10 protein-coding genes and 1 pseudogene are annotated in these 12,939 nt (G+C 70.2%); 4 read left to right on the top strand and 7 right to left on the bottom strand.

Annotation, left to right across the window (positions count from 1 at the left end):
- Positions 1–279 precede the first annotated feature (279 nt).
- Both CP984_RS19305 and CP984_RS19300 read left to right on the top strand, forming a co-directional pair.
- On the top strand, positions 280–1,050 hold the full coding sequence (locus CP984_RS19305; RefSeq protein WP_003978927.1) for an IclR family transcriptional regulator: 771 nt from the start codon (positions 280–282) through the stop codon (positions 1,048–1,050).
- 104 nt (positions 1,051–1,154) lie between these two features.
- Positions 1,155–1,580, top strand: coding sequence for an SsgA family sporulation/cell division regulator (locus CP984_RS19300; RefSeq protein ID WP_030190715.1), 426 nt, complete (start codon positions 1,155–1,157; stop codon positions 1,578–1,580).
- Between the two features lie 102 nt (positions 1,581–1,682).
- Here the strand turns inward: CP984_RS19300 and CP984_RS19295 are convergent, their stop codons facing one another.
- A complete protein-coding gene (locus CP984_RS19295) occupies positions 1,683–3,239 on the bottom strand; it encodes a YibE/F family protein (protein ID WP_003978929.1) in 1,557 nt (518 codons plus the stop codon).
- Positions 3,240–3,461: 222 nt separating this feature from the next.
- Here CP984_RS19295 and thiC point away from each other — a divergent pair, with 222 nt between their 5' ends.
- On the top strand, positions 3,462–5,243 hold the full coding sequence (gene thiC / locus CP984_RS19290) for a phosphomethylpyrimidine synthase ThiC (RefSeq protein WP_003978930.1): 1,782 nt from the start codon (positions 3,462–3,464) through the stop codon (positions 5,241–5,243).
- A 56-nt stretch (positions 5,244–5,299) separates the two neighbouring features.
- Here the strand turns inward: thiC and CP984_RS19285 are convergent, their stop codons facing one another.
- The 5 genes from CP984_RS19285 to CP984_RS19265 form a co-directional block, all read right to left on the bottom strand.
- Positions 5,300–5,947, bottom strand: a complete 648-nt coding sequence (locus CP984_RS19285) for a class I SAM-dependent methyltransferase (RefSeq protein ID WP_003978931.1) — start codon at positions 5,945–5,947, stop codon at positions 5,300–5,302.
- Between the two features lie 215 nt (positions 5,948–6,162).
- Positions 6,163–7,062 (bottom strand): BRO-N domain-containing protein, encoded by a 900-nt coding sequence (locus CP984_RS19280; protein ID WP_032919977.1) that lies wholly within the window; start codon positions 7,060–7,062, stop codon positions 6,163–6,165.
- A gap of 143 nt (positions 7,063–7,205) precedes the next feature.
- Complete coding sequence (locus CP984_RS19275; RefSeq protein ID WP_151416125.1) at positions 7,206–8,111, bottom strand: hypothetical protein; 906 nt, start codon at positions 8,109–8,111, stop codon at positions 7,206–7,208.
- Positions 8,112–8,315: 204 nt separating this feature from the next.
- A complete protein-coding gene (locus CP984_RS19270; protein ID WP_242934638.1) occupies positions 8,316–9,491 on the bottom strand; it encodes a metallophosphoesterase in 1,176 nt (391 codons plus the stop codon).
- A gap of 470 nt (positions 9,492–9,961) precedes the next feature.
- Complete coding sequence (locus CP984_RS19265; RefSeq protein ID WP_030178622.1) at positions 9,962–11,062, bottom strand: LacI family DNA-binding transcriptional regulator; 1,101 nt, start codon at positions 11,060–11,062, stop codon at positions 9,962–9,964.
- A gap of 504 nt (positions 11,063–11,566) precedes the next feature.
- On the opposite strand from CP984_RS19265, the gene hisC reads away from it, so the two are divergent.
- The gene (gene hisC / locus CP984_RS19260) at positions 11,567–12,646 is read left to right on the top strand and encodes a histidinol-phosphate transaminase (protein WP_003978936.1); all 1,080 of its coding nucleotides are present in this window, start codon (positions 11,567–11,569) and stop codon (positions 12,644–12,646) included.
- A gap of 15 nt (positions 12,647–12,661) precedes the next feature.
- Here the strand turns inward: hisC and CP984_RS19255 are convergent.
- Positions 12,662–12,928 (bottom strand): annotated as a pseudogene (locus tag CP984_RS19255) (cyclophilin-like family protein).
- Positions 12,929–12,939: the final 11 nt, after the last annotated feature.

Below are 12,939 nucleotides of genomic sequence, written 5' to 3'. Positions count from 1 at the left end.
GGTACGGGGCATCCTGCCCTGTTACACCCGCCCCATGCCTGGCCTCCGCGGCCTGGGCAATCTCGCCTACCAATCGCCCTGCTGCCCCCGGCGGCCAAGCTAGAGTGCCGTTCGCAGGCGTCTTCCGGATGGTGACGTTCCGGAAAATAACGTGTGAGGCACGGCTGGACCGGGCGTCGACGACGGGGCCCCTGGGAGACGCGGCCGAAGCGGGAGCGGCTCCCGCCGTCGGGGCCGACCCGCGCCCCGGCGTCCCGATCAGGGGGGTTGGCGTTGGCAATGGTGAACGGCGAATCCGTCTCGCACCCGACATTGATCGGCTCGGTCCAGCGGGCGCTGCGCCTACTGGAGGCGGTGGGCGCGCACCCCGCCGGTGCGCCCGCCAAACAGCTGGCCAGAGAGGCGGGGTTACCGCTTCCCACCACGTACCACCTGCTGCGGACCCTGACGCACGAGGGCTACCTGCGGCGCGAGAACGGGGTGTTCGTCTACGGCGAGGCCGCCGGCACCATCGGGCGGGCGGGCGCCGAGTGCCATCGCCGTGCCGAGATCGCGGACACGCTGGCGGTCGCGGGCAAACGGCTCGACGCCGCGGTCTACTTCGCCGTCTACCGGGAAGGCGAGGTGGAGGTGGTGGCCGCCACCGACGATCGGCGGCGGCCGCCGGTGGAGGAGTGGGCGGACTTTCGTACGACGGCTCACGCGCACGCGATCGGCCAGTGTCTGCTGGCGCAGCTCGACGAGCAGGCCAGGAAGGACCACTTGGCGCGGTATCCGGTGCAGCCGTTGACGCCGTACTCGGTGCGCTCCGAGGACGACCTGCTGCACCGGCTGGACAGTGTGCGCCGCGCCCAAGTCGCCTATGAACAACAGGAATATGCCTTGGGCACAGTATGCTCGGCGATTCCCATCCAGGTCGGTTCGGCGGCCGCGACCATGGCGATTTCCCTTCCCGCGAGGGACGCCCAGCGGCTACACTGCGTTACCGATCGACTACGCAGAATGGCGGAGGCGACACTGACGACACTCGCCTTCTCTATCAGTATCTGAAAAATCACTCCTTGTGATCCGCTTGCACGTGACCGACGATGGCGTCAATGGGGCCAAGAGGGACGATTCCTGGCCATCTCCGACCAAGTACGGGGCAGAGGTTGATGACCGACACAGTTCAGGCAGAAGTGATCATGAGCTTCCTCGTGTCCGAGGAGCTCGCTTTCCGTATTCCGGTGGAGCTGTTCTTCGATTCCGCGGACCCCTATGCGGTCAGCTTCACCTTCGACCTCCCCGGCGATGCGCCCGTGACCTGGGCGTTCAGCCGGGAGCTGCTGCTCGACGGGCTCAGCAAGCCGTCCGGGGAAGGCGATGTGCGCATCGGGCCCGCCTCCTCCGAGCACCTCAGCGACGTCTTCATCGGCCTCCAGGTGGGCGATGAACGCGCGCTGTTCCGCGCCGGTGCCCCACCGCTGGTCGCCTTCCTCGACCGTACGGACCGACTGGTGCCGATCGGGGAGGAAGAGGTGTGCGACACGCTCGACTCGACGTTGGACCGCATTCTTTCGGAGGCGCAGAAGGCGGGGTGAACGGCGGTCGGCGGGCCGGCCGGCTCAGCGCGTCGGCGGGCCGTCGTCGGCCGCCCGGCTCCGTTCGCCCGTGGGCCGTTGCCGGCTGCCCGCCCGGCCGGTTCAGCGTGCGCGCCGCCGCTTGCCGTGCCCACCGCGTACGGACCGCCGGCCCGTGCCGCTCCGCCCCGTACCCGTGCCCCCGACGCCCTCGCCCGCCCCCGTAAGGCCGGAACCCCGCCCCGCGCCGGACGTGACGGCTCCCACGGCGTCCCGGTCCGCCGAGACGACCAGCGCGGCCAGCAGCGTGGTCAGCGGTACGGACGCGACCAGCCCGATGCTGCCCACCAGCGTCCGTACGATCTCCTCGGCGACCACTTCGCTCGTGGCGACCGTACCGACACTGCTCTGTGCGATCGAGAACAGCAAAAGCAGCGGCAGTGCGGCGCCCGCGTAGGCGAGTACGAGTGTGTTCACGACGGACGCGATGTGATCACGCCCGATCCGCATCGCCGACGAGTACAGCTTGCGCCAGCCCGCCGACGGGTCCGCCTCCTTCAGCTCCCACACCGCGGCGGTCTGCGTGACGGTCACATCGTCCAGCACGCCCAGCGAACCGATGATGATGCCCGCCAGCAGCAGGCCGCGGATCTCGATGTCCGGGTACAGGCCGTGCACCAGCCCGGTCTGGTCGTCGGTGTTGCCGGTCAGCAGCGCCCACCCGATGAAGAGCGAGCCGAGCAGGCCGATGAGCAGCAGGGAGACGAGCGTGCCCAGGACGGCGACGGACGTACGGGCCGTCAGCCCGTGGCACATGTAGAGGGCGACGAGCATGATCGCGCTGCCTCCGACCACGGCGACCAGCAGGGGATTCGAGCCCTGGAGGATGGCGGGGAGGATGAACAGCGTCAGGACCGCGAAGCTCACGACCAGCGCGACGAGCGCGAGCACACCGCGCAACCGTCCGACGACGACCACGGCTGCCGCGAAGATGGCGGCAAGTACCCACATCGGTACGGTCCGATCCACATCCGTGACCGAATACTGCAGGTCTTTGGGCGCCTTGGGCGCATACGCGACCACGACTCCCTGACCGGCCTTGTAGTGGCGGGTGGCGTCCGGCGTCACGATCGACTCGAACCGCCGGCCGGTGTCCTTGCCGGTCGTCACCTCGATGACCGCCCGCTCGCAGTGCTGGGGCCGCTGGGGGCCCGCGGACGAGGGCGGTTGCTGCTGCGAAGGTTGCTGTTGCTGCTGGGCGTGTACGTCCGCGCAGTTCACCTCCTCCACCTTCACCACCTTCGCCTTCTCGGTCGGCTGGTCGAAACCGACACCGGACGGCTTGTGGCCGGGCGCCCCGCCCGGCCACAGCACGACCAGCCCGGCCAGGACCGCGACGGCGAAGGGGATCAGCACGGCGGCGATGACCTTGCGCAGATGACGGGAGACGGGGGCGGCCGGGGCATGGCCGTGGGCGTGGCTGTGCCCATGGCCGGAGGCATGCCGGTGGGCGTGGGCGCCGTCCCCGGGCGCGGCTGGAGCGGCGCCGTGAACGCCGTCCCCGGCAGCGCCGGTCCCACGGCCGTCACCCGGCACGGTGTGCCGCGGATCGGCACCGTGCCCGTGCGCCTGACCCGGATCGTGGTGGTGCGCGGAGTGCGAGGGCTCGTTGCTGGTCACCGCCCGATCATCGCAAGAACCGGCAGGGCCCCCTGTTCACCGCGCCACACCGGCCGCTACCGTGGTGGCACCTTTGCAATCGCGGGAGCTCGGAGCACCGGGCTGAGAGGGCGCTGAACTCCGTACGGGACGGCCGGCCGACGCCGGGACGCCGACACGGGAACCGCTGCGTCGACCGCCGAACCTGTTACCGGGTAATGCCGGCGTAGGGAGTGGGTCTTCATGACTCTGCAGGATGCACGCACGCCCGAAAACGGCCAGGGCTCCGCCAAGGAGATCGGCTGGCACAAGGGCTACCTCAGTGGATCGCGGCCCGACCTGCGGGTCCCGGTCCGCCGTGTGCACCTCACCAACGGCAAGGACGTGACGCTCTACGACACGTCCGGGCCGTACACCGACCCCCACATCGAAACGGACGTCCGCCGCGGCCTGGCGCCGCTGCGGGAGAACTGGATCATCAGCCGAGGAGACACCGAGGAGTACGCGGGCCGGCCGCCCCGCCCCGAGGACGACGGCCTCAAGCACACCTCGCCGCGCGGCGGCCTGAAGAACCTCGACGCGGTCTTCCCCGGCCGGCCCCGGCAGCCGCGCCGGGGCCGGGGCGGCGCCGCGGTCACCCAGCTCGCGTACGCGCGGCGCGGCGAGATCACGGCGGAGATGGAGTACGTCGCGATCCGCGAGAACGTCTCCCCCGAGTTCGTACGGGACGAGATCGCGGCCGGCCGGGCCGTGCTGCCCGCCAACGTCAACCACCCGGAGATCGAGCCGATGATCATCGGCAAGAACTTCCTGGTGAAGGTCAACGCGAACATCGGCAATTCCGCCGTCACCTCCTCGATCGAGGAGGAGGTGGAGAAGATGACCTGGGCGACCCGCTGGGGCGCCGACACGGTCATGGACCTGTCCACCGGCCGCAACATCCACACCACCCGTGAGTGGGTGCTGCGCAACTCCCCCGTCCCCATCGGCACCGTCCCCCTCTACCAGGCACTGGAGAAGGTGGACGGCAAGGCCGAGGAGCTGACCTGGGAGATCTACAAGGACACGGTCATTGAACAGGCCGAGCAGGGCGTGGACTACATGACCGTCCACGCGGGCGTCCTGCTGCGCTACGTGCCTCTGACGGCCCGCCGCAAGACCGGCATCGTCTCGCGCGGCGGCTCGATCATGGCGGCGTGGTGCCTGGCGCACCACAAGGAGTCGTTCCTCTACACCCACTTCGAGGAACTCTGCGACATCCTCGCCTCCTACGACGTCACCTACTCCCTCGGCGACGGCCTGCGCCCCGGCTCCATCGCGGACGCCAACGACGAAGCGCAGTTCGCGGAGCTGCACACGCTCGGCGAGCTGAACTCGATCGCCAAGCGGCACGGCGTACAGACGATGATCGAGGGCCCGGGGCACGTCCCGATGCACAAGATCAAGGAGAACGTCGACCTCCAGCAGGAGATCTGCGAGGAGGCCCCGTTCTACACGCTGGGTCCGCTGACCACCGACATCGCGCCCGCCTACGACCACATCACCTCGGGCATCGGCGCGGCGATGATCGCGTGGTGGGGCACGGCGATGCTGTGTTACGTCACGCCCAAGGAGCACCTGGGCCTGCCGGACCGGGACGACGTGAAGACCGGCGTCATCACGTACAAGATCGCGGCCCACGCGGCGGACCTGGCCAAGGGGCACCCGGGCGCCCAGGAATGGGACGACGCCCTGTCCGACGCGCGCTTCGAGTTCCGGTGGGAGGACCAGTTCAACCTGGCCCTCGACCCGGACACGGCCCGCGCCTTCCACGACGAGACGCTGCCCGCGGAGCCGGCGAAGACCGCCCACTTCTGCTCCATGTGCGGCCCGAAGTTCTGCTCCATGAAGATCAGCAGGAGCATCACGGAGCAGTTCGGCGGCGAGGACGGCGCGTCCCCGGAGGAGGTCGAGGCGGGGATGCTGGAGAAGTCCAAGGAGTTCGCGGCGAGCGGGAACAGGGTGTACCTGCCGCTGGCGGACTGAGTGACGGACGGGAGGCCTCGCGTACCCGGGGCCTCCCATATCCACGGAGGCGCTGACTAGCCTTTACGGGCGAGCAGGTGAACCTCCCGGAACTGCCGCCGGTCGGTCGGCTGGGGCTCGCGCACCATCCGGGCCACCTCCGCCAACCCGGCCGTGCGTAGCAGCCCGGAGAGGTGATCGGGCCACCACCGGTAGGCCGGCGCGACCGCGTGATCGAAGACCTGCGTCGGACACGAGGCATCCTCGCTCGCCGAGAAGCCGATCAGGAGGTGGCCGCCGGGCGCCAGCACACGGTGGAACTCCGCCAGAATGGCGGGCACTTCTTGCGGCGGGGTGTGAATGATGGACCAACGCGACAGTACGCCGCCCAGCGCGCCGTCGGCGATGTCCAACGCGGCCATCGATCCCACATCGAACCGCAGGTCGGCATAGCTCTGCCGAGCCAGCTCGATCATCGCGGGAGAAGCATCGACGCCGAACGCCGACAGCCCCAGCTCGCCCAGATAAGCAGTGATATGGCCGGGCCCACACCCCAGGTCCGCGACCTGCCCGCCCCCGCTCGCGCTCACGGCCTCGGCGAAGACACCCAAGGCCGCGCGATCCAGGGGGCTTTCACGCAGCGAGTCGCGGAACAGCTGCGCGTAGGTGGTGGCGGCGGCGTCGTAGGCGTCGCGGGTTGTGGTGAGGGAGTTTTGGGCGGGCATGGGGGTGAGGGTACTTGGGGGCGAGCGGAGATGGGGCGGGGCCCCGCGAAAGTCTCATGCCCGTTGTCCACAGGGGATGACCTGCGAACTTGCGTGAGACATCTGGCTCATAGACGGATCACGCGAGACTGTCGGAGCTGCCCCACGGTTGTCCACAGGTTGGCGTGAGTCCGGAAGCCTGGCCGTCGTGCGACGACGGACGGGCCTGTGGCCGGTCAGCGGCGCAACGTGTACATCGGCGCTCCGTCGGTCCCCACCCCGACCTGTCGGAAGCATCCCCGTTTGAGTAGCATCCGCAGCGAGTCGTGCACGCGGTGCTCTGTGAGGCCGGTCCGCTGGGCGATCACCCGCAACGGGTAGCTCGCGACCGCCGAGTTGACGAGCGCGGGGGCCAGATAGGCCGCTACGGCCCAGATGTCCCCGGTGACGACCAACTGGCGCTCCTTCCAGTCGGCTAGCAGTTCGTCGGCTGTCAAGGTCGGCTGCTCGCCCGGCGTTTGAGCGCCCGCATCGAGCTTGTCCGCGATGCGCTCCAGCGAGTCGGCGATCCGGCCGAACAACCGCATCTCCTGGCGCCGCAGGTCGGCGTACTCCTCGTCCACGCGGAGGTTGCGCTCCTCCAGGCGGACGATGGTGTCGGCGACCTCCGTGGGCATGGCGTAGGCCATCGGGGCGCCGGGGCCTGGCAAGGGGATCCCGGCTTTCCGCAGGCTGTACGAGCCCTCTCGCTGGATCGTGACGATGACCTCGGACGCCCACTTTTTGTACGGGAGGCTCGAGGGCTTGGTGCAGCCGTTCACCAACAGGATCAAGCCTTGAAGATCTACCATTTGCAAGTCTCTCCGCCACTCCCGACCTGCGGGAATGCCGAGACCATGGCTCCCAGTCACTGTTTCGAGCAACTCTCGTCGCCCCTCCGGAACGTGATCCAGAAGGGCCTTTCGGGTGGTCGTGTAGCCCAGTTCCCGGCAGATATCCGCTGCGGGAAACCAGTGCTCCCCATTGGGCAGCGTGATCCTTCGTACGCGCGCTCCTGTCGCCGCGTACACGAAGTCGCTGACGTCCATGGCGTCCTGCCGGGACTCAGGGCACGCCGGTGTGTCGTATTCGCTCATCACGAATCACCTCCACCCCGAACGTAAGTCCCCCCACCCCCAACCCCACCCCGATAAACCGCATTTCACCCCATCGGGGCGGGCAGCCACACACCACGGGGGCCTGGCACCAGGCCGGGCCCCCGCGGGCTGATCAGTGGGCGCTATTCAGGATGGTGATCCGGTCCCCCGTAGTCGGGGCTGGTGAGGTCCGGGCTGGTGAAGCGGGGTCGGGGACTGGCGGGTGGGCCGCCGTCCGGGCTGGTGAAGTCGGGGCGTGAGTACCCCAGGGTCGGGATGCGGCCGCCGCCGTCGACGCCGCGGCGCGGTACGTACGGGGCCGTGTCACGGCCGTTGACGGTCGCCGGGTCGGCCAGGGCCTCGCGCAGGAACGGCAGTATGCCGCGCTCCAGGAGGGCCTGCCGCCAGGCGTCCCGGGCGGCGTCCACCTCCCTGGCGCGGCCGCCCCGGCCGTCCCCGCGTGGTGCGCGCAGGGAGGTCGAGCCGTTGCGCCAGGCCGCGTGCACCAGGCTCGCCATGGCGATCAGGGCGCCAGCGGCGGTGAGCGCCGCGAAGACCCAGCCCACGCTGATCATCGGCTGGGCGGCGGCCGGGTCGGTCCCGATCGTCCGCAGGACGTACCCGATGATCAGGAAGAGCAGGGCGGCGATCCCCGCCAGTACCGGCGCGAGGACCGCGAGCATCGCGGCCAGCCCGGCACCGGCGGATTCCGCCGCCTCACCGACGGAGGTGGCGAGGTCCATCCCCGTGGAGCCCGCCGTTGTGCCTTTCTCCTCGCGGCCTTCCACGCCGCCGGCGTCCGGTGCGGGTTCCGGAGCGCGCAGCTCGTCGCGGAGCCGTACGTAGTGTCGGTATTCGGCCGTCGCGCATGCGGCGATGGCGGACGTGGCGCTGAGCGCCATGGTGCGCAACTGCTCGGTGTTGAGGTGCTTGCCCGCCGCGGAGACCATTTCCGGCCGGTATTCCGCGGTGCGCAGCGCCTCGTCGAGGAGCCGCGCGAATTCCGCGCGATCCTCGCTCAGCAGGTGCGGAGCGCTGTTCATGTGCATCCCCCGATGCTCCGTAGGGCCGTACAGGCCGGCGTGGGCCGGGCAGTGGGCGGAAACGGAGGAGAGCCTGCTACGGATAGACCGATGGTAGAGCGCCTCCGGCACGGGGTGACAGGGTGTTTGCGGAAATAGGGACCGCTCCTGCCTAGCTCGGACCCCGCTGCGCCACTTCCCTACCTGCCGCTACCCCTGCCCGGATAACGGTCAGCCAGTCAGGGGAAGTTGTACGACCAGTAGTTTTCCGGCCATGGTGACCCCGCCGTCCATGGCGATGGCCAGTCCGTCGGCGTAGACGTGCGGTCCTTCGACGGCGACGCCCTCACCTTCGTCGTCCTCGCCGCCGACCTCGCCGAGGAGGTACGGGATCGGGCTGTGGCCGTGCACGACGCGCTCGCCGCCGTAGGTGTCGAGGAGTTCGCGTACGGCCATCGGGCCCGCTTCCTCGTCCCGGAAGGCGAACCGCTTGGTGAACTTGCGGAACAGGTCCCAGACCTCGTCGGCGTCGCTGCGCGTGAGGACGTCGTGGACGGTGTCGTTGACGTCCTCGATGGAGTTGCCGTACTCCAGGTACGCGGTGGTGTCGGAGTGCACGAGCAGGTGCCCGTCCTCCTCCATCACGGCGTCCAGGCGGGCCATCCACTGCAGGTGGTGGTCCTGAAGGCGGTCCATGTCGCTCTTCTGGCCTCCGTTGAGGAGCCAGGCGGCCTGGAAGGACGCGGTGCCGGCGCCGGACTGCACCGGGGTGTCGCCGAACCGCTTGGCGCCCAGCAGCAGCAGCTCGTGGTTGCCCATCAGGGCCTTGCAGTAGCCGCCGGCCGCCGCGGCCTCCGCGGACAGCTGCATGACGAGGTCGATGACGCCGATGCCGTCGGGGCCGCGGTCGGTGAAGTCGCCGAGGAACCACAGGCGGGCGTTGCCCGCGGCCCACTGGCCGTCGGCGTCGATGAGTCCTTCGGCGGCGAGCGCCTCGCGCAGCTCGTCGTAGTAGCCGTGCACGTCACCGACGACGTACAGGGGGCCGCCGCCCTCCTTGTGCTGCTCGGCCGGTGCGGCCGACTCGGGGACGGCCGCCAGGTCGACGGTCGGGCGGTCGATGAGGGTGTCCGTACGGGTGACGGGCGGCAGGTCCGTACGGCCCGTCGCCTGGCCGTGCCCGGCCGGGGCGCCGGCGCCGATCACCGGGAGGGAGCGCTCGGTGGGCGTGTACTCGGGCGGCATGCCGTGCGGCGCTTCGGGCGTGCCCAGCGCGGCCGGCGGCATCCCCGGGGGAGGGGGGACCGCGGGCGCCGGGGGGACCGGCGGAGCAGGTGGTTGTGCCGGAGCCGGAGGTTGTGCCGGCATGGTCCGCACCATGGGTCCCACACTGGCCCCCTGAGTCATCGACCCCTCCACCGTCGCGCCGCCGTGCACCTCGCGGACCTTGCCTGGTCGACGGCGGTCCGTGGTGTCGTGCGCCCATCATAGGAATGCCGCTCGCGGCTTGTGACGCACCCGGGGGTGGTCAATCGCTCGGCACCCGGTGTTCGCTGCCGATTCCTCCGGGTTCCTGCTGATTTTATCCCGGTCGGCGGAGTGTCCGGCCGGTGGTACGACACGGCGAAGTGGCCGGGCAGCGCGCCTGAGCGGCGCGTGGGGCGGGGTGGGGGCGCGTGGGGTGGCGCGAGGTGGGCGCGCCGCTTCCGTACGTCGAAGGGGCGTGGCAGGTGGCGGTACGCCGGTGCGTCGGGGTGGTGATCATTGGCCGGGAACCGGACCGGTCATCGGTGGGCACGGTTCTGCCCACGGCACACAGACCTCCGGCCGTACGGACACGGTGATCGCGTCCGCACGGCCGCTCGAACGTGTGACGGTCAAGCCCCGGAGGGCCCCCGTGGCGGGCTGACGGTCGTACGTGTGGACCTGCGCTGGGACGAGGTCCGCACGATCAGGTCCGTCGGTATCACCTGCTCGACCGGCCGTCCGCTGTCCAGCCCTTCGATGGCGTCGATGAGGAGCTGGACGACGGCGGTGCCGATCCGGCGCGGTTTGAGGGAGAGCGTGGTGATCGGCGGCTCGGTCGTCGCGTAGACCGTGGACTCGCTGCAGCAGACCAGCAGCAGGTCCTCGGGGACGCGCAGCCCGTAGCGTCTGGCCGCCGCGAGCAGGTCGGTGCCGTTCGGGTCGAAGAGGCCGTACACCGCGTCCGGGCGGTCCGGGCGGGCCAGCAGCCGGTCGGCGGCCACCGCGCCCGCGCACGGGTCGTGGGCGGGGTAGGACTCGTACACCGGGTCCTGCCCGACCCGCTCGCACCAGCGCAGGTACGCGGTGGTGGAGAGCCGGGTGTAGGTGTCGGTGGTGGTGCCGGTGAGCAGGCCGATCCGGCGGGCGCCGGCGTCGGCGAGGTGGTCGAGGAGGCCCAGGACGGCCGCCTCGTGGTCGTTGTCCACCCAGCCCATCACGGGGAGGGTGCCGCCAGGGCGGCCGTCGGATACGACGGGGATGCCGTGCCGGACGAGTTCCGTGACGACGGGATCGCCGTCGGCCGGATCGATGACGACGGTGCCGTCCAGGGCGACGTTCGACCAGACGTCGTGGCGGGAGGTCGCGGGCAGGATGACGAGTGCGTAGCCGCGGGCGAGCGCCGCCGAGGTGGCGGCTCTGGCCATTTCCGCGAAGTACGCGAATTCGGTGAAGGTGAAAGGTTCATCCCCGTACGTGGTGACGGTCAGGCCGATGAGCCCTGACTTGCCGGTACGGAGCGTGCGGGCGGCGGCGGAAGGGCGGTAGCCCAACCGGTCGGCCACCTCGCGGACGTGGCGACGGGTGGCATCCGGAAGCCGGCCCTTGCCGTTGAGCGCGTCGGAGACAGTCGTGATGGATACCCCGGCTGCGGCGGCCACGTCCCGGATGCCTGCCCGCCCCAGCCGGCGACCGGTAGACCGGCTCACCTGGTGCTTCCCTGCTGCTGTCATGGCGAGCCGATAGTAGGGCTCGGGCGGTCCTTTCGCGGGACGGTGCGTACAGGAGTGGAAAGGCACGTTTCTGCACGGCGTTGTGGCCCGAATGCCCTGGGAAACGAAGGGGTTTGGCCTGATCTGCCAGTTCCTGGTTGTGCGTCGTCGGGAGTCCCCTGCCGATTGGTCCAGGTCTCGAAGAGGTCTCAAGTCACCTTCACGAGGGATGCGCGCCACGGCGCGAGCCACCGGCGCGTAACGCAGGGAGGAGCGCTCCCCAAGGACCCGGAAGGCCGGGCCGGAGGGCGGGACGATCTTCCGGCGGGTCCGGTACGGGATCATGGAGGCGGCCGGCTCGTGCCACCGCTCGACCCGCCCGGGGACCGGCCCGCGTCACCGGCCCGCCGCCCCTCACGCCCGGTATCTCCCCCTCCGTATCGGACAGGGCCTACGCCTGGCGGCTCAATCCTCATAAGGTGTGCAGTATTGGCGACGGACGGCACGGTCGAGGAGGAACCTGCGGTGAGCGAGAAGAGCCCGAAGCTGCGCGCTGCGCTGGACGGCATCCCCACCTACAAGCCCGGCAAGCCGGCGGCGACGGGCGGTCCCGTCACGTACAAGCTGTCCTCGAACGAGAACCCCTATCCGCCGCTGCCCGGCGTCCTGGAGAGCGCGGTGGCCGCCGCCGGGGCCTTCAACCGTTACCCGGACATGGCCTGTACGAGCCTGATGGCGGAGCTGTCGGAGCACTTCTCGGTGCCCGTCGAGCACCTGGCGACGGGCACCGGCTCGGTGGGCGTGGCCCAGCAGCTGGTGCAGTCGACGGCCGGGCCCGGCGACGAAGTGATCTTCGCGTGGCGGTCCTTCGAGGCGTACCCGATCGTCACCCAGGTCGCCGGAGCCACCTCCGTGCAGGTCCCGCTGACCTCCGGTGAGGTGCACGACCTGGACGCCATGTACGCGGCGATAACCGACCGCACCCGGCTGATCTTCGTCTGCAACCCCAACAACCCCACCGGCACCGTCGTGCGCCGGGCGGAGCTGGAGGCGTTCCTCGACCGGGTGCCGAGCGACATCCTGATCGTCCTGGACGAGGCGTACCAGGAGTTCATCCGCGACGCGGACGTGCCGAACGGCCTGGATCTGTACCGGGACCGCCCCAACGTCTGCGTGCTGCGGACCTTCTCCAAGGCGTACGGGCTCGCCGGCCTGCGGATCGGCTTCGCGGTGGCCCACGAGCCGGTGGCGGCGGCGCTGCGCAAGACGGCCGTGCCGTTCGGCGTGAGCCAGCTCGCGCAGGAGGCGGCGATCGCGTCGCTGCGCAGCGAGGGCGCGCTGATGGAGCGGGTCGACGCACTGGTCGCGGAGCGGGCCCGGGTCTGCGAGGCGCTGACCGCGCAGGGGTGGACGGTTCCCGAGACGCACGCGAACTTCGTCTGGCTGCGGCTGGGCGACCGTACGCTCGACTTCGCTGCGGCGTGCGAGAAGGCGGGCGTGGTCGTACGGCCCTTCCCGGGCGAAGGTGTGCGCGTGACGATCGGCGAGACGGCGGCGATGGACATGTTCCTCCAGGCGGCCGAGCGGTTCCGCAAGGAGCTGTGACCTGATCGGTCGCGATCACGCGTGTTCGACACGCAGGGGATCGCCGTCCCGCACCGTGTCCAGCGCGCGGGTCGCCGTCGAGGCGGCCGAGTACGTTGCAGGGGGAGGCCAGGCGGGACTCCGTCCCCTTGGATATGGGTGGTCGAAGTAGACCTCTTCGCCCCAGGTACGGGCGGTGGCGACCAGGGGCAGGGCGGCGGCGAGAGCCGTGGCGGACGGGGTCTCGTCGAGGGTGGCGGTCAGCTGCCCGGCCTGCCATGACAGACGGATGCGGATGTCCATGGCGCCGAATT

Source organism: Streptomyces rimosus, from assembly GCF_008704655.1.
Taxonomy (GTDB): Bacteria; Actinomycetota; Actinomycetes; order Streptomycetales; family Streptomycetaceae; genus Streptomyces; species Streptomyces rimosus.
Note: the sequence above shows the minus strand (reverse complement) of the source record. Positions and strands in the feature narration are given on the sequence as shown.

Coding starts and splice junctions, on each gene's coding strand:
- CP984_RS19305 (WP_003978927.1), top strand. CDS start 280: ATGGTGAACGGCGAATCCGTCTCGCACCCGACATTGATCGGCTCGGTC.
- CP984_RS19300 (WP_030190715.1), top strand. CDS start 1,155: ATGACCGACACAGTTCAGGCAGAAGTGATCATGAGCTTCCTCGTGTCC.
- thiC (WP_003978930.1), top strand. CDS start 3,462: ATGACTCTGCAGGATGCACGCACGCCCGAAAACGGCCAGGGCTCCGCC.
- CP984_RS19285 (WP_003978931.1), bottom strand. CDS start 5,947: ATGCCCGCCCAAAACTCCCTCACCACAACCCGCGACGCCTACGACGCC.
- CP984_RS19280 (WP_032919977.1), bottom strand. CDS start 7,062: ATGAGCGAATACGACACACCGGCGTGCCCTGAGTCCCGGCAGGACGCC.
- CP984_RS19275 (WP_151416125.1), bottom strand. CDS start 8,111: ATGCACATGAACAGCGCTCCGCACCTGCTGAGCGAGGATCGCGCGGAA.
- CP984_RS19270 (WP_242934638.1), bottom strand. CDS start 9,491: ATGACTCAGGGGGCCAGTGTGGGACCCATGGTGCGGACCATGCCGGCA.
- CP984_RS19265 (WP_030178622.1), bottom strand. CDS start 11,062: ATGACAGCAGCAGGGAAGCACCAGGTGAGCCGGTCTACCGGTCGCCGG.